The sequence below is a fragment of the Nitrosospira sp. CT genome (assembly GCF_059489795.1).
Genome location: NZ_JCAHZJ010000004.1, coordinates 72,588 through 95,953, shown reverse-complemented (window position 1 = coordinate 95,953; position 23,366 = coordinate 72,588). Strand labels below are relative to the sequence as shown.

The 23,366-nt window shown below is 52.4% G+C and carries 21 protein-coding genes; 14 read left to right on the top strand and 7 right to left on the bottom strand.

What is annotated here, in order from left to right; genetic code table 11:
* Positions 1 to 270: 270 nt before the first annotated feature.
* The 6 genes from wecB (at position 271) to arfB (ending at position 6,687) form a co-directional block, all read left to right on the top strand.
* Entirely contained in the window at positions 271 to 1,398 is a 1,128-nt protein-coding gene (gene wecB, locus AC52W5_RS00980; protein ID WP_495669628.1) for a non-hydrolyzing UDP-N-acetylglucosamine 2-epimerase, read from the top strand.
* A gap of 583 nt (positions 1,399 to 1,981) precedes the next feature.
* On the top strand, positions 1,982 to 3,553 hold the full coding sequence (locus AC52W5_RS00975; RefSeq protein WP_495669627.1) for a hypothetical protein: 1,572 nt from the start codon (positions 1,982 to 1,984) through the stop codon (positions 3,551 to 3,553).
* Positions 3,554 to 3,810: 257 nt separating this feature from the next.
* Positions 3,811 to 4,134, top strand: a complete 324-nt coding sequence (locus tag AC52W5_RS00970) for a type II toxin-antitoxin system VapC family toxin (protein WP_495669626.1) — start codon at positions 3,811 to 3,813, stop codon at positions 4,132 to 4,134.
* A 188-nt stretch (positions 4,135 to 4,322) separates the two neighbouring features.
* A complete protein-coding gene (locus AC52W5_RS00965) occupies positions 4,323 to 5,273 on the top strand; it encodes a glycosyltransferase family 2 protein (protein WP_495669625.1) in 951 nt (316 codons plus the stop codon).
* A gap of 119 nt (positions 5,274 to 5,392) precedes the next feature.
* On the top strand, positions 5,393 to 6,256 hold the full coding sequence (locus AC52W5_RS00960) for an SDR family oxidoreductase (protein ID WP_495669624.1): 864 nt from the start codon (positions 5,393 to 5,395) through the stop codon (positions 6,254 to 6,256).
* A complete protein-coding gene (arfB, locus tag AC52W5_RS00955; RefSeq protein WP_074975935.1) occupies positions 6,256 to 6,687 on the top strand; it encodes an alternative ribosome rescue aminoacyl-tRNA hydrolase ArfB in 432 nt (143 codons plus the stop codon). Before AC52W5_RS00960 ends, arfB begins: the two co-directional genes overlap by 1 nt.
* A 29-nt stretch (positions 6,688 to 6,716) precedes the next feature.
* Here the strand turns inward: arfB and AC52W5_RS00950 are convergent, their stop codons facing one another.
* The 3 genes from AC52W5_RS00950 to AC52W5_RS00940 all read right to left on the bottom strand — a co-directional run bounded on the left by AC52W5_RS00950 (position 6,717) and on the right by AC52W5_RS00940 (position 9,647).
* On the bottom strand, positions 6,717 to 8,252 hold the full coding sequence (locus AC52W5_RS00950) for a sensor histidine kinase (protein WP_495669623.1): 1,536 nt from the start codon (positions 8,250 to 8,252) through the stop codon (positions 6,717 to 6,719).
* Between the two features lie 27 nt (positions 8,253 to 8,279).
* Entirely contained in the window at positions 8,280 to 8,744 is a 465-nt protein-coding gene (locus tag AC52W5_RS00945; protein ID WP_113066304.1) for a response regulator, read from the bottom strand.
* A gap of 216 nt (positions 8,745 to 8,960) precedes the next feature.
* Complete coding sequence (locus AC52W5_RS00940) at positions 8,961 to 9,647, bottom strand: dienelactone hydrolase family protein (protein WP_113066305.1); 687 nt, start codon at positions 9,645 to 9,647, stop codon at positions 8,961 to 8,963.
* A gap of 98 nt (positions 9,648 to 9,745) precedes the next feature.
* Between AC52W5_RS00940 and AC52W5_RS00935 the strand changes: the two genes are divergently transcribed.
* Positions 9,746 to 10,855: a transglutaminase-like domain-containing protein gene (locus AC52W5_RS00935; protein WP_495669622.1), complete on the top strand. Its 1,110-nt coding sequence runs from the start codon at positions 9,746 to 9,748 to the stop codon at positions 10,853 to 10,855.
* A 47-nt stretch (positions 10,856 to 10,902) separates the two neighbouring features.
* Here the strand turns inward: AC52W5_RS00935 and yjgA are convergent, their stop codons facing one another.
* Positions 10,903 to 11,448 carry a ribosome biogenesis factor YjgA gene (gene yjgA / locus AC52W5_RS00930; RefSeq protein WP_113066307.1) on the bottom strand — a complete coding sequence of 182 codons (546 nt, stop codon included), beginning with the start codon at positions 11,446 to 11,448 and terminating at the stop codon, positions 10,903 to 10,905.
* Between the two features lie 176 nt (positions 11,449 to 11,624).
* Between yjgA and pmbA the strand changes: the two genes are divergently transcribed.
* From pmbA to AC52W5_RS00915, 3 genes are all read left to right on the top strand, one after another.
* Positions 11,625 to 12,968, top strand: coding sequence for a metalloprotease PmbA (pmbA, locus tag AC52W5_RS00925; RefSeq protein WP_495669621.1), 1,344 nt, complete (start codon positions 11,625 to 11,627; stop codon positions 12,966 to 12,968).
* A gap of 152 nt (positions 12,969 to 13,120) precedes the next feature.
* Complete coding sequence (locus tag AC52W5_RS00920) at positions 13,121 to 14,167, top strand: phosphoglycerate mutase (RefSeq protein WP_495669620.1); 1,047 nt, start codon at positions 13,121 to 13,123, stop codon at positions 14,165 to 14,167.
* Positions 14,168 to 14,616: 449 nt separating this feature from the next.
* Positions 14,617 to 15,351, top strand: a complete 735-nt coding sequence (locus tag AC52W5_RS00915; protein ID WP_133668831.1) for a LuxR family transcriptional regulator — start codon at positions 14,617 to 14,619, stop codon at positions 15,349 to 15,351.
* A gap of 95 nt (positions 15,352 to 15,446) precedes the next feature.
* Here the strand turns inward: AC52W5_RS00915 and xth are convergent, their stop codons facing one another.
* The gene (gene xth, locus AC52W5_RS00910; protein WP_495669619.1) at positions 15,447 to 16,280 is read right to left on the bottom strand and encodes an exodeoxyribonuclease III; all 834 of its coding nucleotides are present in this window, start codon (positions 16,278 to 16,280) and stop codon (positions 15,447 to 15,449) included.
* Between the two features lie 259 nt (positions 16,281 to 16,539).
* Here xth and folE point away from each other — a divergent pair, with 259 nt between their 5' ends.
* The gene (gene folE / locus AC52W5_RS00905; protein WP_074975927.1) at positions 16,540 to 17,115 is read left to right on the top strand and encodes a GTP cyclohydrolase I FolE; all 576 of its coding nucleotides are present in this window, start codon (positions 16,540 to 16,542) and stop codon (positions 17,113 to 17,115) included.
* A 208-nt stretch (positions 17,116 to 17,323) separates the two neighbouring features.
* Positions 17,324 to 18,217, top strand: a complete 894-nt coding sequence (locus AC52W5_RS00900; RefSeq protein ID WP_074975926.1) for a hypothetical protein — start codon at positions 17,324 to 17,326, stop codon at positions 18,215 to 18,217.
* A 119-nt stretch (positions 18,218 to 18,336) separates the two neighbouring features.
* On the opposite strand, the gene recN is transcribed toward AC52W5_RS00900, so the two are convergent.
* Together recN and AC52W5_RS00890 are read right to left on the bottom strand one after the other, a co-directional pair.
* Entirely contained in the window at positions 18,337 to 20,055 is a 1,719-nt protein-coding gene (recN, locus tag AC52W5_RS00895) for a DNA repair protein RecN (RefSeq protein ID WP_495669618.1), read from the bottom strand.
* Between the two features lie 16 nt (positions 20,056 to 20,071).
* Complete coding sequence (locus AC52W5_RS00890) at positions 20,072 to 20,956, bottom strand: NAD kinase (protein ID WP_495669617.1); 885 nt, start codon at positions 20,954 to 20,956, stop codon at positions 20,072 to 20,074.
* A gap of 272 nt (positions 20,957 to 21,228) precedes the next feature.
* On the opposite strand from AC52W5_RS00890, the gene hrcA reads away from it, so the two are divergent.
* Both hrcA and hemH read left to right on the top strand, forming a co-directional pair.
* Positions 21,229 to 22,248, top strand: a complete 1,020-nt coding sequence (gene hrcA / locus AC52W5_RS00885) for a heat-inducible transcriptional repressor HrcA (RefSeq protein WP_074975923.1) — start codon at positions 21,229 to 21,231, stop codon at positions 22,246 to 22,248.
* Between the two features lie 23 nt (positions 22,249 to 22,271).
* Positions 22,272 to 23,345, top strand: a complete 1,074-nt coding sequence (gene hemH / locus AC52W5_RS00880; RefSeq protein WP_495669616.1) for a ferrochelatase — start codon at positions 22,272 to 22,274, stop codon at positions 23,343 to 23,345.
* Positions 23,346 to 23,366 lie beyond the last annotated feature (21 nt).

Here is a 23,366-nt window from a genome sequence, read left to right as displayed (position 1 = left end):
TGATTTCGGGGGCGGGTCAGGAGCCGGAATTTTCCATTTTAGACCGGTACTGATTTCGGGGGCGGGTCATAACTGGGACTTTGCTAGAACGCCCCTGGCACTACTACCGGGGGCACATCAGTTTGATTGATCCCAAAGCAGAGACGTTAATGCAAGGCTATACAGCCATTATTGGCAGATCGAAAAAAACGCGAAATTGCTTCAAACGCAATTATTAAACACAATTAGTCTCGCTAATGTTTTTGAAAAAAAGCGCTGGATCAAGCGTTGGTGAGCGCTTTTTCGGGGGGTAGGATCATAAGGAAGATTCTTTGTGTAGTTGGCACCCGGCCCGAGGCCGTCAAAATGGCGCCAGTCATCCTGGCGCTTAAAAATGAGACTTGGGCAAACGTTCGTGTATTAGCTACAGCCCAGCATCGACAAATGCTGGATCAAGTATTAAGACTATTCGATATAAAACCTGACATTGACCTCGATATTATGAGGCCCGATCAGGCGTTAACGACACTGACTGCCCGACTCCTGCTGGAGCTTGGCCATGTTCTTAAGGCTGAAAAACCGGATGTCGTTTTACTACAAGGCGATACTACTACAGTGATGACTGTAGCCCTGGCCTGTTTTTATCATCATATCCCTATTGGTCATGTTGAGGCAGGATTGCGCACGTGGGATATGAAGAACCCATTTCCGGAAGAAGCTAATCGAGTTATTGCTGGTAGGCTAGCGCGTTGGCATTTTGCGCCTACCGAGAGCTCACGTCAAAATCTGCTCCACGAAGGAATTGCTGACAAGGATATTGTGGTTACGGGCAATACCGTAATTGATGCACTGATGATGACAGCAGCTAAGGATGTGAGCCTTGACGTAGACCTTGATTCCGAGAAGCGCCTTATTCTAATAACGGCACACCGGCGTGAAAATTTTGGCGCTCCCTTTCGGGATATATGTGATGCAATTTACACACTAGCAACAAAAAACCCTGATGTCCAATTTCTTTATCCCGTACATCCAAACCCCAATGTGAAAGAGGTGGCTTATAGGATCTTGAGCAACTGTCCTAATATCCATCTTTGTCCGCCATTGGATTATGCTCCCTTCATAGCAGCGATGAAACAGGCATATATTATTATTAGTGATTCAGGTGGGGTGCAGGAAGAAGCTCCCGCACTTGGCAAGCCAGTATTAGTGCTGCGAGACGAAACAGAACGGCCAGAAGCGGTTGAAGAAGGTGTGGTTAAGTTGGTTGGGCCTCATTCCACCCTAATTGTTAACGAAGCGCAGCGCTTGCTGGATGATAAAGAGGCCTATAAAAAAATGGCTCGTGGTGTTTCCCCTTATGGTGACGGCAAGGCAGCTGGTCGAATCGCCAAAGTATTGCATGATTATTTTACCGCCTGACTATTTGTCTCCGATGCATAGGCTGTTTTCTGAGGGTGCCGCATCAAGAGTCAAGAGGAGCGGACAGCAAAATGAATTAGCTGGGGGGAAGCGCTCGTTTTTGGACAAGTTCTGACACGATCAGTTGAACATCGTGATGATACAGGAAGCAGACTGTCAATGGGGAAGTTTTGCCCGTTCCAGAAAGTCCGCAGATGGCTCACAATGTTCTTTGAAGCTGAAAGTATTGCATAGAGCCGCCCCTCCGCAGTCTTTGGAACAAAAAGTAAATTTGTCCAACCTGACGAGCAAGCTGTAATAGATAGATCAAGTGTTAAGAGAAACCATTCGAACGGTACGGACTCAGTGCGCCCGTATTGCTGCGGCAACGAGATATTTCGGGGAACATCCTGAAGTCCTCCATGGATATTTCTCATACGCGCGAAAACTGGGTTTACTAACTACCCTATCACGTTTAATCAAGAGCATCAGACAGGGTGGCGGGCGTCGTATTCTTGCGCCGTCGGCCACCACACCCAAACTGCTTTTGCGATCGGGGTCAACGCCGTCCGTTGTCATTCTAACTAGCCCCCAACACCTTTATATGGGGCAATCCATCTCGGCTGCCCTGTCCCGGCTTGGGATCAATGCAAGCATCATTCATGAGCCGCCCCCTAACGGCTATGCGAACAGTCTCCACTTCGTTATTTGTCCCCAGAAGTTTGCACAGCTACCGTCTTTTTATATCGTCTTTCAGCTCGAGCAGGCGGTCAACTCAAATTGGTTTACTGATGATTATCTTCGCGTTTTGCAAAAAGCTACCGCCATCCTCGACTATTCCACCGCCAATATCGGCTTTCTCACACACAGGGGGTTGAGCCTCCGCCAGATCTTTTATGTTCCGCCAGACTACCTCGCCGATTATGGACCGGAGCTAGACTTCGGGTTAGAGGATTTCGACATCCTTTTTTATGGTGACGAGACTAGCTGCCGACGGCAAAAATTCCTGCACGAACTCAAACGGCACTTCCGAGTACAGACCATCGATAATATGTACGGTGAGTCGTTGTATCGCATCTTGGCGCGCGCGCGCTTAGTAGTCAACATCCATCACTGCGCAGACGCTTTGCTCGAAAGCACTCGAATCTGGGAATACTTGTTATTGCATAAGCTGGTTATATCCGAGCGTTACGTCGATATGGACCAGCAAACCGACCTTATGAAATTAATTGATTTTGTCGATATTGACGACATATCCGCAATGATCGAGCGGGTGCAGTACTGGCTGGAAAACGATTCTTTGCGTTTGCAGAGAATTGCAGAAAATCGCCTGCTGCTTCAACAGCAACCAAATCGGTTCGATTACTTCTTCTACCGATTCCTGTTGGCAACGGATAATATTTCGTTCGAGGAGTTCTGGCACTTGGCGGGGCACAAAACCGAACTGCCAAGTGACACCGTCTGTCTTAGCCTGCCTGAATATGTAGAACGCGCCGCAGCATTTAACGAAGAAAATCCTTTCGGGTTTTCATGTTTTCCTGGACTAAGGCATACCCAAAGCTGGATCGGTTGCGCGATGAGCTACAAGTACCTCATCATGCTCGCGCGCCAGCAAGGTCTGCGGCAAATCATGATCTGTGAAGACGATGTCGAGTTTCCATCCGATTTTGAGATGCGGTGGCGAGACATCCAAGAATGCCTGAATGATGCTGACATTACCTGGGATATATTCGCAGGTTTGATAGCCGATCTGGATAAGGACGTTGATGTGTTGGGTCTATACAAATTCCGAGATCAGCAGTTCGCAGTCATCAATAAGCTGATGAGCATGGTTTTCAATGTTTACAGTGAACGCGTCTACGATACGATTGCGCGGTGGGATGAAAATAACCACGACGTGACAACGAACACGATAGATCGCTATCTTGAAAGGCAAGAGGCACTCAACATACTGACGGTCGACCCATTTCTGGTCGGGCACAAGGAGTCTCAGCAATCCACGATCTGGGGCGTTGAAAATACCCACTATACTGATCTCATCAAAGCCAGTAATCAGTTATTGAAAGAAAAGATTCTCATCCACAAGAAAAACGCCAGCTTCCCCAGACTCACGCTTGGGTGCCCAGACCTCCCACTACGCGATGTCACGCACCAGCACCGGGACCAGGAGTTGTAGACGCAAAAACAGCATTCGCAGAGTGGATCTGGAGCGAATACGACTGGTGATCAGTCACGCTGCTGTCCTTGACTTGCCTATGAAACCGATCATAATCAGACCAGATAATCTGACCAGTTCGAGGAATAAATGGGCCCGAGCCAATGGCGGCTCCCGGCTTTGTCGCTCACCTGCTGGTGATAACCCAAGCAGAAGGAAGGAGAAGATGAAGCCGATATCGATCATGCTTCTCTGGCACTGCGTGGCGTGGATTTCTCATGATTCTCCTGGATACGGTTGTTCTTTCAGAACTCCGCAAACATGACACATCTCCTCAGGTCATTCGCTGGCTCACGGGCTATCAGGACACAGATTTGTTTCTAAGTGTCGTAAGTATTGGGGAAATCGAACGCGGCATCGAAAAGAAACGCACCACCGACCCGGCATTCGCCGCATTACTCACGCGGTGGATTGAAGATTTGTTGCGTCTCTATGGTGACCGCATATTACCGGTTACATCCGCTATAGCCTGGCATTGGGGAAACCTTTCAGTCCGGTTGGGAAATGATAGTGCTGATTTGTTGATTGCTGCGCAGCGCTGACTCATGGTCTGAAGGTTGCTACCAGGAATGTTCAACATTTTGTCCCGGCAGGTGTGGATGTGATTAACCCATTTGAAGCTTGATCCAAAAACCGCACTTCAGGAGCATAATCACCCTCGTGGTTGCTTGTGTCGCACACATAATAACTTCCCTTCAATAAAACAGAAAGGATTTGTGCGGCTTATGTTTTGAAAGAAGAAGCGTTTTACGCGGAAGAACTGCCAGGCGAGATGGATGATAATTCGAATCCCCTTTGCGTCTCGGTTGTAATCGTCAATTACAATGCCGGGCAAATCTTAGTGGATTGTATTGAATCAGCACTGCCACAGGTGACTGAAGTGCTGATAGTGGACAACGCCTCCTCGGATCGAAGCCTCGAGCTCTGCGCCGAGCGCTTTCCCAGCGAAGTAAAGCTTAAAATCATGCGCAACGCAGCCAATCTCGGTTTTGCCGCAGCCTGCAACCTCGGGGCCAAAGCTGCTTGCGAGCCTCATGTTCTGTTTCTCAACCCCGATTGCATCCTGAGTAAAAATTCGGTGCCACGCCTGCTCCATGTATTGGAAATGACCCCCCAAGCCGGCATGGTGGGTGGGCTTTTAATCAATCAGGATGGGACCGAGCAGGCAGGAGGGCGTCGTGCCGTGCCGACACCATGGCGCTCGCTTGTGCGCGCTTTTGGTTTGTATCGTCTTGAACGTTACTGGCCCCGGCTGTTTTTTGATTTTCATCTGCATAAGCATTCTTTACCACTGGGGCCACTAGAAGTGGAGGCTATTTCCGGCGCACTCATGCTGGTGCGGCAGGAGGCAATCCGGGATGTTGGCCCATGGGATGAGGGTTATTTTCTTCACTGCGAGGACCTCGACTGGTGCATGCGTTTCCGGAAAAAAGGCTGGAAGATACTTTTCGTGCCTGATGCGCCGGTAGTGCACCATAAGGGAACATGCAGCAGATCCCGCCCGATCTTCGTGGAATGGCACAAGCACAGGGGAATGATGCGCTTCTATCGGAAGTTCTTCCGGCAGGAATATCCTGGCGCTTTGATATGGCTGGTGGCAGCGGGAATATGGTTGCGTTTTGGGGTGATTGCCACAGTTCATTGCATCCAGTATACGGGGAGACTGGCACGATCAAGGTGAAACCAGCAGCCTGTTTCTCGATCTCTGGTTCCGATCCCGATTCCAATCCTGCAAAATCCACGGCACTGTTCCCCGCGCTGACAAATCAAATGACTGTTCCAGCTTCTAGCCATAAAATCATGGTCACTGGCGCTACCAGTATTATCGGAGCATTCCTGCTGCCAAACCTGCTGGATGCCGGCTATGAGGTTCATGCGATCAGTCGTCGGTCGGCGGAAGCAGTGCCCTCCAATAAAAAATTGATCTGGAATCAGGCAGACATTAGCCAGCCAGAACAGATACCTGACGTAAACGCACAAATTCTCATTCATCTCGCCCCACTCTGGCTCCTTCCACCGCTGCTGCCGGTACTGAATACGCTTCAACTGAAACGCGTGATCGGCTTTGGTTCCACCAGCGTGTTCAGCAAATCGCATTCCGCTCATACGGCAGAAAGAAAGGTGGCAATCCGGCTGGCGGAAGCGGAAGAGGCTGTCCGCCACTTTTGCAGTGCGTCCAGAATTGAATGGACAATATTTCGTCCAACACTGGTTTATGATTGTGTTCGCGACAAGAATATTACGAGAATTGCAGGCTTTATCCGTCGTTACGGCTTTTTTCCATTAATCGGACAAGCTGTCGGGCTGCGGCAACCGATCCATGCGGCAGATCTCGCGGCGGCGTGCGTGACCGCGCTTTTCCAGCCCCTGACTTTCAATAAAGCCTACAACCTGAGCGGCGGCGAGACTTTAAGCTACCGCCAGATGGTGGAGAAAATTTTCAGTTCACTCGGCAAGCCTGCACATTTCCTGATCGCCCCCCTGTGGCTCTACCGGTTGGCGATACGTTCAGCCATGCTGCTCCCCGGCAAGCAAGAGATCACCATCGAAATGGCAACACGAATGAATGTCGACCTCTGTTTTGCCCATACGGAAGCGACCGGCGATTTCGGTTTCGCGCCAAGAGCGTTCTCACCTGAATGGGGCAGCAGGCAGGAAAAGTGATGGCAGCTCTCGGAAAAATAGGAAAAATAGATATTCCCGACCACGAGATCGAAATAAAGGCAATTCGCGCGCAGGGTGCAGGCGGGCAGAATGTAAACAAGGTATCGAGCGCCGTTCATCTGCGCTTCGACATTACCGCTTCGTCGCTATCCGATATTCATAAGGAGCGTTTGCTGAAGCTCCACGATCAGCGTATCACCCGGGAAGGCGTGATCATTATCAAGGCTCAGCAGTATCGCAGCCAGGAGAAAAACCGGGAGGAGGCCTTAAGACGCCTGCACGAACTTGTCGACAGCATCGTTGAGTTGCCGCGAAAGCGCAAGCCGACCAGACCGACGCCGAGCTCCCAGAAAAAGCGGCTGGATAGCAAGACACACAAAGGCCAGATCAAGATCATGAGAAAGAAATGGGTGTCGGAGCCAATGTCGTGATGGGATCCGAAGCTTCTTCTCGGCACGTTTCAATGAGTGGAGGCCAGTTCGTTTCCGTCTTTGCCCGAGTCAAGTGGGCGGCTTTGTGAACTTACAAGATGCGAACCTCGTACTCCCGAATGCACCTCCGTTTTGGGAATGGGTACCGATATTATCGTGGGAAAAATAACGGAAAAAGCTGTCCCGACATTCTGTTCGCTGGAAATCCTGATCTGTAGTTTGTTGTTTTCGGCTACGGTCTTGACGATCGATAAGCCTATTCCGCTCGAAGTCCTGTTGTGCAATGCCGCTCGCGGAGTGTAAAAATATTCATCGAAAATATGCGGCAGGTCTTTTTCGCCGATTCCTATCCCATGATCGGTAACGGTTACTGTACCGTATGAACCTGCGCCTTCAACGGCAGCTACAATTTCTACCGTTGTGTTGTCATATGAATAAGCGATCGCGTTTGAAATGACATTTTCAAGCAGTATTTCAAGCTGATTGGGAATGCCTTCAACGGCGAAGTCCTGGAGCGATACCTTTACGTCGATATGGCGGGAACTGGCGATCGGCCCTAGTTTATCGATGCATTTGTGGATCACTGTTTCAATGCTGACCTGCTCTCTTGCATTATTGTCACGCGCCGCGGCTTTCAACCGTTCCAGCTTGAGAACATCCAGAATGAGGGCGGCCATGCCGGAAGCGCGATGATCGATCTTCGATATCACTTCTCTTATTTCGGGCGATACCTCGCCGCAATATCCTCCTTTTATGAGGCTTATCTTGCTGCGGATAGCATCGAGCGGGGCTTTAAGCTGATGTGTCATCAGTACCGCATACCGGTCTTTCTCCACTTGCGCACGCCTGATTACTTCGTAGGCATCGACAAGATTGTGCTCATGAATGCGCACTACAATCGCCAGTCTTGAGACGACATACCAGACAATGATAAAGAGCACATCGAGCGTAAACATCCACAGGAAAATATTGATCTTGAGCGGACTCAGAACGGATATGCCAGGATCGATTGTCAGCGCTTGCGGCGCCATAAAAATAAGCGGATGTTCATCCAGCAAAACAGTGGCATACATGACGCATACCAGAGCAGTCACCACCAGGCTTTCCAGGGTCGAGAAAAAGATGCACGCCAGCGTTATATGCAGCACGTAAAAGAAGGGAGCCGGAGTCGCAATGCTACCGATAAAATGTACGACTACCGACAGACATAGAAGATCGACAATGATCTGAGCCCAGATATTTATGACGGGCGAGTTATATTTTGTGTGCCGCTGAAAATCCAGAGCTTGAATGTAAATGACATTTGCAATAAATAATACCAGCGTTACCCCAAGCGGCCACCCTTGCTGGTGGGTAATGCCGATTTTCGTAAGCTCGTCCGAGGCAATGAGCGCGAGCACCTGAAAAAGCAGAAGAACTCCGATAACGCCCCACCGAAAGATAATAAACCATCGGGCATTATTGATTAATACTTCATCGCTGAGCTTGGCGCCGTTTGTCCCCACTCCGGGAAGCTCGAAGCGATTTTTGTCGGACAGATTCCAGGAAAACTTGACAACCGCCATGGTTAAAGTCTCCGGGAAAATTTTGCTTCAGGGTTCGTTATTCTCCAGCCGGCTACGAATGATCGATAAAAAACTGATCGGCTCGACCGGTTTTTCCATGATCAGAATCCATTCATCAGAGAGGCCAGTGAAATAAGGACGAATTTCCTCGCCGAGTGAAGTCATGAATATCAGGTGAAGCTCGGGGAAACGTTTGTGTATTTCCACATACGCTTCCAGACCTATATCCATTGTTTCAACCATCACGTCGAGAATTGCCAGATCAGGGGGATTGGTTGAATTCCATAGCGACACCATGAAGTCATTCATGGTCTGGTAACTTTCGACTGCATACCCGTTTGCTTCCAGAATTCGCCTGACAGTATCCCGAATATCCGGATCATCATCGATATGCGCGATCCTTTGCGCCACTGTGCTTCCTTGAGCTGATGCCGATCCCGGTACCGGACCCGGGAGTTTGTCAGCGTTCTGTTGTTGGATAGACGCATGCATGGCACTTCCTCCAGTCACAATTAAGATACTTGCAGATGCCCCACACTACTCAGTATAGAGCAAGCTTGTGTGAAGAATGTTTCAGGTAGGTGTTAAAGTTTTGTGAAGAGGGTAACCTGGCCATCCAAAGGCCAGGAGGATAAAGCGGGAGACATCGCCTGCAATTGCACTTGCTGCACTTGCTGTACCTGGATGGATTACGGAAAGTAATTCTGCTCAGGCCAGCACGCGTTGCAGCCAGTTACGGATATCCTGTATCTCTTCCCTGCAGACAGTGTGCGTCATTCCGTACTCGCGCCATTCTACCGGATACCCCGATTCCAGCAATTGCTCGCGTGATGCAGCAGCCAGGGTTATCGGAATTACATTGTCGGCCACACCGTGGGCCATGAAGATCGGCACGGCGAAATTGGCATGGTGCGCCTCTTCCGCAAGAGTCTGCGGTACTGGCAGATAACATGAAAGCGCCATGATTCCCGCCAGTTTTTCCGGATAGCGCAAACCGGCGAACAGCGCAAGAGCACCTCCCTGAGAGAAGCCCGCCAGAACGATATTCTCTGGCTTGACCCCCCGCTGCACTTCGTGGCTCACCAAGGCTTCGATGGCCCGCTGTGACTCCCGCAGGCTTGCCATATTCTCCTGAAGCGCCGCGCTTCCATCGGCAATATCATAGTCATACCATGCGCGCATGACCATTCCCCGGTTGATGCTGACCGGTCTCATGGATGCATGGGGAAACACGAAACGGACGGCCGGGATGGAAGGCAGCGCAAGCTCATCCACAATGGGTACAAAATCGCTGCCATCGGCCCCCAGGCCATGCATCCAGATGATCGTACGAGCAGGATGAACGGCCGTTTCCAGCTCGATGGAAGGAAGCAGATCAATGGAACGGGAAATCATGAGAGAAAATGAAGATCGACCCGTTGACTTGGGTGGAACACCGGATTAGATTCGTACTTTTCGATTTTGATATGCAAGGCCATGGCAGGGAGAGGATTATGAAACGAAGGGATTTTATCAAACTGGCGGGGGTGAGCGCCGCATTATTTCCCGTCGCGCCATCAGTATTCGGCCAGCAGACTGGTCAACCGGTTATTCCGCCGCGACGCTACACTTATCGTGTAACTTATAAAATTGATCTTCCGGAGGATGGAAAAAAAGCACGTTTGTGGCTACCACTGCCGGATACGGAGGATTCTCCCCATCAATTTTCCCAGGGAAGTGTCTGGAGCGGGACCGCAAGCATGGCCAGATTCGAGAATGTTCCTGGAACAACCTCGCCCATGTTTTACGCTGAATGGAACCGTGGCGGCCCCCGCAGCGTAACGGTGAGCAGCGTGATCAAAACATCGGATCGCGCTGTCAACCTGGAGCGCTATAGGGAAGGTAAATCGAGCGCACTTCCCGCGGACGTGAAGCGTTATCTGCAGTCCACCAGATTTATTCCGCTGGACGGCATCGTCCGCAAAACTGCGTTATCCATTACCAAGGAGGCCAAAGCCCAATCGCAGTTGCAGAAAGCGCGCGCGATATATGACTGGGTAGTCGAAAATTCCTATCGCGACCCGGCCACACGCGGCTGCGGCCGGGGTAACATCAAAGCCATGCTGGAAAGCGGTCATCTTGGCGGCAAGTGCGCCGATCTGAACGCGTTGTTTGTAGGACTGGCGCGCGCGGTGGGCATCCCCGCGAGAGATAATTATGGCATCCGCATCGACGAATCGATTGCGCACAAAACGCTTGGTCAGGCAGAAGATATCACTACAGCCCAGCATTGCCGCCCTGAATTTTATCTGGCCGGCCTTGGCTGGGTACCTGTGGATCCCGCGGATGTGCGTCAACTTGCGCTGGATGAGGGACTCCCCATTGAACACCCGCGAGTGGTCGAATTACGTGAAAAACTTTTTGGCTCATGGGAAATGAACTGGGTGGCGTTCAACCACAGCCGGGATATCAGGCTGGCACGAGACAGCGTATTGGGCGAACTGCCATTTTTCATGTACCCTCAGGCCGAAGTAGCGGGGCACGAGCGGGATAGCCTTGAACCAGCGGAGTTTGCTTACAAGATAACCTCATCCCGCCTGGTGGGTACGGGGATCAAATTCTAGGTCCGAAAATATCTGTCGCGCCGTCCCCCAGAAAATTGCACCTGCGATTAGTCGATTCCTTCGCTACGTCTTTCGTCTGTAGCAGGAATGATCTTCTGCAATTCGTGGAATAATGCGCGAAAGCTTTTAGGAGCCTTGTTTGCGAGCTTCTCCTTCGCAGCGTTGCGAGCGAGTGTGCGCAACTGCTGCAAATCCGCGGTGGGGTATTTCTGCCCCAGTTCATTGAGGGCCTGCATCTGCTCGTCCGCCATCAGGCGCTCGCGCCAGCGTTCCAGCTGATGCAGGCGCGCCGTACTTTCGGCGCTTAGATTTCCCCATAGATCGAGTTTCTTCCGAATGGGTTCTGCGTCGACATCGCGCATCAGTTTGCCGATAAGCTGCATCTGGCGGCGGAGGGCGCCATGCTTCCGTATGCGCTTCGCCTCCAGTACAGCCTCCATCAAGGTGTCAGACAGACCGAGTTCGATTAGACGCTTTGAATCAAGTTGAACGAGCGACTCGCCTATATCCTGGAGCGCGTGCATTTCCTTCTTGCGCTTGGTCTTGCTCGGCCGCGCTTCCCGTTCAGAATTATCTGCCAGATTCTCTTCCAAGGCGCTTCCCAAATTAATAAACTGCTATCATACGCCACTGACACATCATCTGACTCCTCATGGGCTGCCCTCCCGGCTCCTGGGCAAGTTACAGTACAGGATAGCTACCCAATAAATCCCTATAACCCCTGAACTCCCTGAATTCCCTGAAGTCGCCGCCTATGAATGATAACGCCATGCCTTCACAACGTTTTTCCTATTCGTTTTCAATGCTTCAGCAAATCGCGCAGGATGTCCTGAACCATGCGCGCAAGGGGGGCGCCAGCGCCTGCGAAACCGATGTCTCAGATGGTTTTGGCCAGAATGTCACGGTGCGGCGGGGAGAGGTGGAAACGATAGAATACAACCGCGACAAGGGACTGTCAGTAACAGTTTATGTCGGGCAGAAGCGCGGGAATGCCAGCACTTCGGATTTTTCGCCGCAGGCGATAAGTGATACGGTCACGGCGGCGCTCTCGATTGCCCGACATACAGCGGTGGACGATTGCGCGGGATTGGCCGATCCCGACTTGCTGGCGCGAGAATTTCCTGATCTTGAATTGTATTTTCCCTGGGACTTGCCGGTCGAACAGGCAATAGAACTGGCACAAACCTGCGAAGCAGCCGCATTTGCAATTGACAAGCGCATTACCAATTCTGAAGGGGCCAGCGTCTCGCTGGGCGAATCACAGTTTGTCTACGCAAACAGCCTGGGATTCATGGGGGGCTATCCTTCTTCCCGCCACAGCATCAGCTGTGCGATGATTGCGAGCCACGGTGACAGCATGCAGCGTGACTATTGGTACAGCGTGGCACGTGATGCTTCCGACCTGGAGCATGCCGATGCAGTCGGGAAGAAAGCCGGAACACGTAGTGTTGGGCGCCTGGGCGCGAAGAAAATCGCTACCTGCGAAGTTCCCGTCCTGTTCGAGGCTCCGATTGCACCCAGCCTGATCGGGCATTTCGTCGGGGCAGTGAGCGGGGGCAGTCTTTACCGCAAGTCCTCATTTCTCCTCGACAGTATCGGCAAGCAGATATTTGCGCCCGATATCCAGATACGCGAACGGCCGCATCTGAAAAAAGGCCTGGGCAGCGGACCTTTCGATAATGAAGGGGTAGCGACCCGCGACCGTAATATAGTGGAAAATGGGGTGGTACAGGGCTATTTTCTCGGCAGTTACTCCGCCCGCAAACTGGGACTTGTCACAACCGGAAATGCCGGCGGCAACCATAACCTGCTGCTGGACAATGGCGCGGGGACGACTTTTGCCGAACTCCTCAGGAAAATGGATAAAGGCGTGCTTGTGACCGAGTTGCTCGGCCACGGTGTAAACAACGTTACCGGCGATTACTCCAGAGGGGCAGCAGGATACTGGGTGGAAGACGGAGAAATCCGCTATCCGGTTGAGGAAATAACGATTGCAGGAAATCTGAAAGACATGTTGCGTGGCATCTCCGCAGTAGGGAACGATGTAATCGTGCGGGGTTCCAAGCAATGTGGTTCATTGCTCATAGATCGGATGATGATTGCCGGCGGCTAGGCGTTCAAGTTGAACGGGTGATTTGGCCTTCCCTCCCTTGGTTTCGGTCGAATGCTCTGCCTGCCTCTTTTTCGCCTTTCTATTTGCTGTTTCTGCGACGCTTTCCGCACGTTTGATATTATTCACCTAAGTTGCCCTGAATTGCCTGAATAATGAATCTGCATTTGCTGGTACCGGCGCTCTTCTGGCCGGACCCGGCGCTTCCTGAAATCTACCGCGATCTACCCCTGCCCGGCCTGGAGAACCTGCTGGCAAAATGTTCCGTCACAGAAAATAAACCGGAGGGGATAGAGGCGTGGCTTTGCCGCGCTTTCGGCGCCGCAAAACAGCAGGATTGGCCGGTTGCACCCATTACCCTGCAAACCGATGGCGGAGAGGACGGAGAAGCGATAAAAACGGAAAAAAGTCACTGGATCCGAGCTGATCCGGTGCATTTACGCCTTGAGCGCGACCATATCCTGTTAGCCGACAGCCATGTTTTTCACATTTCACTGGAAGAAGCCAGGCAATTCACCGGGCTGTTGAACCGCCATTTCTCCGCAAATCAGGGGATAAACCTCTTCCCACTAAGACCGGACCGCTGGTATCTTCGCCTGCTGGAACCGGCCTTGCCGCATACCCATTTACTCAGTGAAGCTGTAAATCGGGATATCCGGAACAAGCTGCCCTTCGGGGCGAACAACACCTTCTGGCGCAGCCTGATCAATGAAGTTCAGATGTTGCTGCACGAGCACCCTCTGAATCAGACTCGCGAGGCGCGTGGAGAACTTGCAATCAACAGCGTCTGGTTTTGGGGAGGGGGGACGCTGCCTGAATCGCTAGTTTCGCCGTATACGCATGTCTGGAGCAACGAGGTTCTTGCAGTTTCGCTGGCCTCGGCGTGTAATATCGATTACGCGCCCCTTCCTGTCGATGCAACGGTGTGGGAGACCTCTGTCAGGACGGGGAGGCATCTGGTGGTGCTGGATGAATTGCAGGGAAGAGCCCAATATCGGGACGCGTACGGCTGGCGCGAAAGCATCAAAGAAATGGAGCGACGGTGGTTTGATCCGCTATGGAGGATGCTCAGGCGCGGACAATTCGATGAGATAACGCTGACGGCGCCTGGTGAGAGCAGCGACAAAAGTTTCACCGCGACGCGCAGCGATTCGCGGAAATTCTGGCGCAGGCCCAGACCCATACTGGCTTATGGAAAGTGACAGGGAACACGCCGAAATGTGCCTCTTTTTACCCTCTTTTCCTCCTTTCGAAAAAGCCAATATCACGCATAATGTCTTAATCTGCCGGAAAATAAAATACCGATTTTCTGCACAATATTCCTGAAAGTTCCTGGAAGAGTCCTCGCCCTGCAGTGAAGGTTCAACATGGCAAGCGTTCAGCATAGATAGTTGTCATAGTTTGGAAACGAGATCACCCTATACTATTACTATTATTGTCAAGTCAGGATACGTTAGATGATTTACGCATAGGGAAGCATTTTCTCCGGCTCAGTTCCATTTGCCATTAAACAGGAAAGTGCAGGGATAACGGAAGCGTTGCCAGACCCGGTAGCGGGAATGCCATGGGCAGGAATCAGCGGGAACGGTTGGTAAAGGCTTCACATACAAATATCTCAGCTCATAACGCAGAGTATCATGAGAGGGAAATCATGGATAATTTGACCTTATTCGAATCATTGATGAATTGCGATTCGGTGGACGAATTGCACAGCGCTACCACAACCATTGCCCGCGCAATGGGATTCGAGCATTTTCTGTATGGTGTTCAGGTGAACACTTCTCTTACCCGTCCTTATCGCTTCATCCTCAGTTGTTATCCGGAGGAGTGGCGTAAACATTATGACAAGGAAGGTTATGCCAATTTCGATCCTACGGTTTCGCATTGCGCCAGAACGTCTATTCCGATCGTATGGAAGAAAGAGATTTTCAAGGGATGCAAAGAGACACGGGTAAGAAACGAGGCCAAGGATTGCGGGCTGGTCAGCGGAGCGAGTTTTTCGGTTCATGGCGGACGCGGTGAAGCCGCCATGTTAAGCCTGGCTACCTCCAGGGAGTCGCGTGAGGCGCAGAATGACATTCTCGCCACAATGGGTAAAGCACAACTGTTAACCTGCTATCTGCATGAGGCGGTGCAGCGCATTGTCCTCAGTAAAGGTCCGTTACCCGTGAAGAAGACCAACCTGACGGAAAGGGAACAGGAATGTCTGCTATGGGCCGCCGAGGGTAAAACCGGATGGGAAATCGCCAACATCGTCAAGATTTCGGAGCGGACAGTAACTTTTCACCTGCAGAATGCCGTCCAGAAACTGGGCGTTGTCAATCGCCAGCAAGCCATATCGCGTGCGCTTTCCATGGGTCTGATCGAGCCCCGTACAATTCGCTAGTGCGCGTTGCTGCCTGACACTGCCTGACGCCGCCTGACAGTCAGCCTTTCCCTTCTCATCGAAGACGATCCGCGAAGAGCTGTAACTGGCGCTTCTCATGGCTCGTTTGCCGAGAGGCGGATGAGAGCTTCTGATTCCGGCCTTCTTTCCTTTTCCTGCCCGATCCCACCAAGCTCCACAATCACGGGCGCATGATCGGATGGCCGCTCCAGTCTGCGCGTAGCCTTATCTATGACACAAGCCGTGCACATGCTCACAAGCTCGCGGCTCAGCAGGATGTGATCTATCCGCAAACCCATGTTGCGGCGGAAAGCCATCATTCGATAATCCCACCAGGTAAATGATTTCTCAGGCTGATCGAACAGGCGAAAGCTGTCAATAAAGCCGAGATCCAGCACTTCCTGGAAGGCCGCGCGCTCCAGCTCGCTGAACAGGACTTTTCCTTCCCATAACTTGCTGTCGTGTACATCGCAGTCTTCCGGAGCGATATTGAAATCCCCCAGTACCACCAGCTTCCGGTGCCTGCTCAGCATCTCGCGCAGCCATTCCCGCAGCGCTGCAAGCCATCTCAACTTGTATTGATACTTCTCGGACGTAACGTGCTCCCCATTGGGAACATAAATGCAAACGATGCAAACGTCGTCGTGAACGCCACCAAGAAGACGTTTTTGTGGATCCTCAAAGCCGGGCATGCCGGTAATGACTTCGCTCACCGGCTGCCTGCTGAGCAACGCGACGCCATTGTATGTTTTCTGGCCGGAATAGATCATCTGATAGCCCGCAGCCGCAATCTCGCTTACGGGGAAATGCTCATCCTGCAGCTTGGTCTCCTGGAGGCACAACACGTCCGGCTGATTCAATGCCAGCCATTCCAGAACCTGCGGAAGGCGAACTTTAAGAGAATTTACGTTCCAGGTGGCTATCTTCATGTTCTTTGGTCTGAAGCTGCTGGGCTGAAGTATATCCATTATTCAAAATACTGAACAGTTATCAATTCGCCTTGTGCTATCATGAAAACGTGTTGCAACGCGGATTCAACGTTTCGGGATCGATTTCTGACGTGAATCCAGACCCGTGTCCGGCTCTTCCGGCACTCGCAGGCACTTCAGCTCGATTTGCCGACAGTGATATGGGATCGATATCTGGTTTATACATATCCCCTCTCGATAGAATAAAGGCAGGGTGAACATGGACTCAAGTGATTCAGAATTCGGGATCGGCGATTGGCAGCGACTGTTGCGCTCCCTCGGCGAAGACCCCAGTCGCCAGGGTCTGCGCGAAACGCCGGGGCGTGTGGCACGTGCGTGGACTCACTGGACGCGCGGGTACAAGCAGGATCCCGCGACGATCCTCAAGACGTTCGCAGATGGCGGTGAAAGCTACGACGAATTGATTGTGGTGAGACAGATACCCGTCTACTCGCATTGCGAACACCACCTCGCCCCCTTTTTTGGCCATGCAACCATCGGGTATCTACCGAGCGGTCATATCGTCGGGTTGTCCAAATTGACGCGACTGGTCAATTGTTTTGCCGCTCGCCTGCAGGTACAGGAACGCCTGACCCAACAGATTGCACAATCCCTGATCGAGCACCTGCAACCCAAAGCGGTCGGCGTCATTATCCGCTGCCGCCACATGTGCATGGAATCGAGAGGGATCGCCGTTGCCGGGGAAGAAACGGTAACGTCAGCCATGCTCGGCGACCTGAAAACAAATGCGGCGCAGCGTGCCGAGTTTATGGCATTGGCCGAACCGCACGAGTAACCTAAGGAACCGCTGAAACAACTTTTCCCGCAAAAAACGCTTCGCTTCCCAGATGCTGACAGATGCTGATTGACATACTGGGACTCCAAGGGAGCACCCACTCCATTGCCTTATCGGGCATTCCGGCGCCCGTCACATTCCATTCATTTTATTTTGTTATAAGCAGCCTGCATGATCCTCATGCCCCCTAACCGGAGCCCCGAAGCCTATGGCATCAGCAAGATACCTCTCCATTTTTTCTCCCGCAACGAAGCAGCAAAGACGGGAAAACTTTGACAGCTATTGGGAATTTACCCAGCAACATGGCGGGCAATTTTTCGAGGATGACAAAGATCTGGAAAAAAAGCGCGCCAGACTCAAGCATTTTCAGGATCATCCGGTCAACTTGCGCCGACCGCTTGCCAATCCTGAAGCCTTTTATCGTAATTATGTCGAGATGCAGGACGATCCTTCGTCCCTGGATCGCACGACGCTAATGCTGACATGTATCTACAAATTCGCAAGACACGAATGGGTAGGAATAAAAGCGGCCTGGGATGCCGTTCCCGCCATGGCATCCTCATACACAGTGGAAGATAAGATCAGCCGGGTGCATTTGGCGGAAGAGTTCTGCCACATACGGCTTTTTGACGAAATGTTGCGTACCTGCGGCCTCGATAGAGTGGAATGGGTGCCTTTGGATCCGATCAAGGAAAAGATTTACGAGCAGTTTCCAAAATTTCCGGAACTTTTGATGGCCCCTCCCGCTTTTGTAACTGAATTGATGGGGGTAACTTTTTATTGCCATTTATACCGACTGTTCGACGAGGTATTGGCCGAGGAACCCGAAGTCTGTCAGCGGCTAAAAGAACTGCTGGATGAAATTACCATTGATGAGGTAGCGCATGTAGGGCAGCGCAGAAATTTTATCGGGCCGATAGGCATGAAAATATCGAAAGCACTGCTTAAGCCGTTTTATATATTGTTTTTTAACGATATTCCTGAAATCAGACAGTTACTCAATGTTAACCGGATGATCAAGGACGGTATTACCTTTGATTTTAATCAATTGCCTGCACATATAATTCAGCGCAGCTGGGTTCCCTCATACTGCAAAGCCTGAAAGCAGTAGTGGCAAGATAAGGCGGGTATCCTGCCCCAGCACCATTCGCCTCGCACACCTCGCTACCGCAAACCCTCACATTATTCAGGCACGAGACAAATTGAAAAAATGGCGTTCTGTTATATGGTTGGATGCATCGGTGATTGATCAGTGCCGTCTGCTTCCCCGGCGGAAAGCAGCATCTCCGCAGCATGACTACGGGTCGTATCTGTAATTTTCGTCCCGCCGAGCATGCGCGCAATTTCCTCGACCCGCTCCTGTCTGTCAAGCGCAACGATACGGCTTGTCACTTTTCCTCCACTCGCAGAATCAGCTGATTTGCTCACTCGCCATTGATGATCTCCGGCCGATGCGACTTGCGCCAGATGGGTAATGCACAACACCTGGCGCTCCCTGCCCAGCCTTTTCAGCAGGGTGCCCACGATTTCCGCCACCCGCCCGCCGATCCCCACGTCTACCTCGTCAAAGATCAAGGTGGGAACCGTGCCGAGCTTGGCAGTAATCACGCTGATCGCCAGACCGATGCGCGACAGTTCGCCTCCCGACGCGACCTTTGCGAGCGGACGCAATGGCAGGGTCTTGTGGGCCGCAACCTGAAACTCGATCTGTTCCATGCCGTGTGCCGTTCCCTGCTCAAGAGGCAGCAACGCCAACGAAAATTCACCGCCGGCCATCGCCAGCGTTTGCATTGCGGCGGTAACCTGTTGACTTAAGGTACTGGCGGCGGTTGACCTCTCAATAGTCAATTTTTTTGCAAGTTCACTATATTCACTGCTCGCAACGGCTTCCTCCCTTGCCAGGGATTCCACATCTCCCTTGCTCCCCAATGCTTGCAGCCGTTCGGTAAAGCCTTTCAACAGTTCAGGCAGCTCTTCCGGCGCCTCCCGATACTTTCTCGCTGCGGCATGAATCTCCGCCAACCGTTCCTCGACTTGCGACAAGCGCTGCGGATCCAGTTCCAGCCGCTGCTGATAGCGGCCAAGCTCATACACGGCTTCCTGCAACTGGATCTGACCCGGTTCAAGTAAATCGAGAACCGCTTTCAGGCTCTGATCGTAGTCCACCATCTGATGTAGCCGTGAAATTACCGAGTTGATCTGCGAGAGGACTGCGAACTCCCCCTCTGACAGTGCTTCGAGCCCTGCCTGAGCCGTCTCCAGCAGACTGGCGGCATTGGACAAGCGGCTGTGTTCGGCCTGCAGGCTTTCCCATTCATCATTCGAGAAATTCAAGGTAGAAAGCTCGTTTACCTGCCACTCCAGTTCTTCCCGTTCACGAGCGAAAGCTGCTGCATTCTGCTCCCATGCCTCGCGCTGCTGCCGCGCTGCCTGCCACCGGCGGTAAGCTTCCGCCACTTGCCTGGCCAACGGCTTGCTCCCGGCATAAGAATCGAGCAGTTCACGCTGCACTTCACTGCGCAACATGGACTGATGAACGTGCTGCCCCTGAATGTCTACCAGACTTTCTCCAATCGCCCGCAATTGCTGTAAAGTAGCGGAGTTTCCATTGATGAAACTGCGCGAGCGGCCACCTGCATCCACCAATCTGCGCAACAGGCAGACACCCTCTTCTTCCTGGTTTTCGAATCCGTTTTCATGCAGCCAGGCAATCACGTCGGGCAGATCCGCCACCTCGAATTCGGCGCTGATTTCCGCCCGCTCGCAGCCGTTACGGACCGCACTCGCATCACTCCGCTCCCCCAGCACGAGTGAGAGTGCATCAATCAGAATGGATTTGCCAGCGCCGGTTTCCCCGGTAAGGACGGTAAAACCGGGAGCAAATTCCAGGTCTATCCGGTCAACGATGACAAAATCGCGAATGGCAAGAAACTTCAGCATAGAAACTCCACAGCGTTCAGGTCGGGTTTCTGGGGAGACCGCTCCAACCCAGTTTCTCCCGCAACATGCGGTAGTAGCTGTGGTCGGAGGGATGCAGCAATGTTACCCTATGAGGCGACCGCCGAACCATCACCTTGTCGTTTTCCTCCAGGTCGAAATGGGAATGACTGTCGAAATGAACACGGGCAACCGCTGTACGCTGCATCAGGATTTCCACCACCGCATCCGGTCCGACAACGATCGGGCGATTGCTCAGAGTATGCGGACTGACCGGCACCAGTGCAACCAGATCGAGGCTCGGATGAAGTATAGGGCCTCCCGCTGACAATGCATACGCCGTCGAACCGGTTGGCGTGGCAACAATCAGGCCGTCGGAGCGCAGCAAACAAACATATTCGTCGTTGATGCGCACTTCAAATTCGATCATGTTGCCGCCAATTCCCCGGTTGACAGCCACGTCGTTCAGCGCCAGCCCGCCAAAGGTGGTGACATTGCTGCGCGCCACCTCCGCATAGAGCAGCATGCGCTGCTCCGTAATATATTGACCTTCGAGTATGGCGCCAAGCACTTGCTGCATGGTATCAATGGACAGGTCCGTAAGAAAGCCGAGGCGTCCCTGATTGATGCCGACCAGCGGCACATTGAAGGGCGCAAGCTTCCGCGCAATATTGAGCATGGTACCATCGCCGCCCAGGACAATCGCGAGGTCGGCGTACGTGCCGATCTCTTCCATAGCGACAGCCGGATAGCTGTCCTCACCCATGCTTGCGGCAGTAAGGTTGTCGAGCAGCACAGTCAGGCTCCGGCTTTGCAGATAGCGCGCCAAACTCGACAATGGTGTTACGACGCCGGGATTCTTGTGCTTGCCTATCAGCGCTACTGTCTGGAAGGAAGAACTCATTCTATTGAATAAATACCCTTAATACCCTTAGCTACTTCTGCTACCTTCGAGCCGCGAAATGGCTCTTCTCCTGTCGAGATTAAACCATATCGGCAGGGAGGTGACAAAGGGTTCACCATGGGGGGCTTGCCCCTTCCCGTCTCACTCTGCCCGGCTCACGCCGAAACTCCTTATGGAATCTTTTCACCCGATTAAAGATCAAAAGATGAGGTACGATTCCTTTTCGCAGGAACAGAAAGGCCGAAAATGAAATCCTGGTGTAGAATATCCGAATGCTGAATAAACGCGCACAGATTTTGCTTAAGACCCTGGTGGAACGCTATATAAGCGAAGGCCAGCCGGTGGGGTCGCGCTCGCTCTCAAAATTTTCCGGACTGGATCTCAGCGCGGCCACGATTCGAAACGTAATGGCTGATCTCGAGGAAATGGGCCTGGTTGCCAGCCCGCACGCCTCTGCCGGCCGTATACCTACTCATCAGGGCTACCGTTTTTTTGTGGATACGCTGCTGGTGGTCAAACCTCTGGATGTCATCCAGATTCATCAATTGGAGGATCAACTCCATCCGGACAATCCCTCACGGTTGATCAGCTCCGCCTCGCAATTGCTGGCCGAACTTACCCGCTTTGCCGGGGTGGTAGTCAGCCCCAAGCGTAACAGCGCCATATTCCGTTACATAGAATTCATGTCGCTGTCGGAAAAACGTGTTCTGCTCATCATTGTCACTCCGGAAGGAGACGTTCAAAATCGCGTACTTTTCACCGACAGGAATTACAGCCAGTCTGAACTGACGGAAGCGGCGAATTTCATCAATCGCAATTATGCCGGTTGCGCCATCGACGAGATCCGTACCCGTCTGCAAAGTGAACTGAAGCAGTTACGCCAAGACATGACCTCGCTGATGACCGCCGCCATCGATGCAGGCGACGCGGCAATCAGGGAAAACAGCGAGGCCGTAATAGTGGCTGGTGAACGCAAGCTTCTGGACGTCCAGGATTTATCCAGCAATATGGCAAGCCTGAAAAAGCTGTTCGATCTCTTCGAACGCAAGACGGCGTTGCTGCAGTTGCTGGAATTCAGCCGCAAGGCGGAAGGTGTGCAAATCTTTATCGGGGAAGAGTGCGGGGTGGTCACCATGGATGAATTCAGCGTTGTTACGGCTCCTTACAGGGTGGATGGGAAAATGGTCGGTACGGTTGCCGTCATCGGCCCCACCCGGATGGCTTACGAACGTGTCATTCCTGTCGTCGATATGACGGCAAGGCTGCTGTCAAGCGCATTGTCCCTGCATTAGGGAATCTCCGGAATCATCCCGCCTTGATTTCCCCCGAGCCTGCTTCCCATCAGAGCGCCCCCAGCCAGACCGGAGTCCTGCTGATCAATCTCGGGACGCCGGAGGCGCCCACTCCAGAAGCACTACGCCCTTATCTCAAGCAGTTCCTCAGTAATCCGCGCGTTATAGAATTTCCGCGGTGGCTGTGGTGGCCCATCCTCAACGGCATCATACTCAATACCAGACCGAAAAAATCGGCGGAGAAGTATGCGCAGGTGTGGATGCCGGAGGGCTCGCCGCTCAAGGTTCACACTGCCCGCCAGACCCGGCTGCTCCAGGATTTTCTGGCAAAACGCTTTCATCCCGCACCTGTGGTGCAATACGCAATGAGCATAGGCAGTCCGTCGGTAGTGGAAATGCTGGAGCGCTTCCGGGAACAGGGTTGTGACCGGCTGCTCGTACTACCGCTCTATCCCCAATACGCTGCCAGCAGCACTGCTTCAGCGTTCGATGAGGTATTCGCGCAACTGGCAAAGCTGCGTAATATCCCCGCTGTGCGCACGGTAAAACACTATCACGATCATCCCGGATATATCGCTGCGCTCGCAAACAACGTGCGCGACCACTGGGCAAAAGCAGGCAGACCGGATAAGCTCGTAATGAGCTTTCATGGAATACCCCGCTCGTCGGTGGACAAAGGGGACCCCTACCAGGATGAATGTCGGAAAACGGGCCTCTTACTGGCAGAAGCGCTGGAACTGGATGCAAGCCAGTATCAGATCTGCTTTCAGTCCCGCTTTGGGAGGGCGGAATGGCTGAGGCCCTACACGGCTGACACTCTGGAGCAGCTAGGCAGGCAAGGGATACGACGTCTCGATGTCGTCTGCCCCGGTTTCGTCTCCGACTGTCTTGAAACGCTCGAAGAAATCGCCATGGAGGGGAAGACCATTTTTATCCAGGCCGGGGGTCATGAATTTCATTACATTCCCTGCCTGAATGAACGCGATGACTGGATACACGCGCTGGGAGACATTACCCTTGTCAATCTACAGGGGTGGACGGGTCCTGGCTTTGCGAATGGAGAGACATCCGCAACTGACAAGAGTGTCGACTATTAATTCCTGAGCAAACAATACAAA

Coding starts and splice junctions, on each gene's coding strand:
- AC52W5_RS00950 (WP_495669623.1), bottom strand. CDS start 8,252: ATGGCGGTTGTCAAGTTTTCCTGGAATCTGTCCGACAAAAATCGCTTC.
- AC52W5_RS00975 (WP_495669627.1), top strand. CDS start 1,982: ATGGGGCAATCCATCTCGGCTGCCCTGTCCCGGCTTGGGATCAATGCA.
- AC52W5_RS00915 (WP_133668831.1), top strand. CDS start 14,617: ATGGATAATTTGACCTTATTCGAATCATTGATGAATTGCGATTCGGTG.
- folE (WP_074975927.1), top strand. CDS start 16,540: ATGGACTCAAGTGATTCAGAATTCGGGATCGGCGATTGGCAGCGACTG.
- AC52W5_RS00900 (WP_074975926.1), top strand. CDS start 17,324: ATGGCATCAGCAAGATACCTCTCCATTTTTTCTCCCGCAACGAAGCAG.
- AC52W5_RS00890 (WP_495669617.1), bottom strand. CDS start 20,956: ATGAGTTCTTCCTTCCAGACAGTAGCGCTGATAGGCAAGCACAAGAAT.
- AC52W5_RS00920 (WP_495669620.1), top strand. CDS start 13,121: ATGAATCTGCATTTGCTGGTACCGGCGCTCTTCTGGCCGGACCCGGCG.
- xth (WP_495669619.1), bottom strand. CDS start 16,280: ATGAAGATAGCCACCTGGAACGTAAATTCTCTTAAAGTTCGCCTTCCG.
- pmbA (WP_495669621.1), top strand. CDS start 11,625: ATGCCTTCACAACGTTTTTCCTATTCGTTTTCAATGCTTCAGCAAATC.
- AC52W5_RS00970 (WP_495669626.1), top strand. CDS start 3,811: ATGATTCTCCTGGATACGGTTGTTCTTTCAGAACTCCGCAAACATGAC.
- arfB (WP_074975935.1), top strand. CDS start 6,256: ATGGCAGCTCTCGGAAAAATAGGAAAAATAGATATTCCCGACCACGAG.
- AC52W5_RS00960 (WP_495669624.1), top strand. CDS start 5,393: ATGGTCACTGGCGCTACCAGTATTATCGGAGCATTCCTGCTGCCAAAC.
- hrcA (WP_074975923.1), top strand. CDS start 21,229: ATGCTGAATAAACGCGCACAGATTTTGCTTAAGACCCTGGTGGAACGC.
- AC52W5_RS00945 (WP_113066304.1), bottom strand. CDS start 8,744: ATGCATGCGTCTATCCAACAACAGAACGCTGACAAACTCCCGGGTCCG.
- AC52W5_RS00940 (WP_113066305.1), bottom strand. CDS start 9,647: ATGATTTCCCGTTCCATTGATCTGCTTCCTTCCATCGAGCTGGAAACG.
- AC52W5_RS00935 (WP_495669622.1), top strand. CDS start 9,746: ATGAAACGAAGGGATTTTATCAAACTGGCGGGGGTGAGCGCCGCATTA.
- recN (WP_495669618.1), bottom strand. CDS start 20,055: ATGCTGAAGTTTCTTGCCATTCGCGATTTTGTCATCGTTGACCGGATA.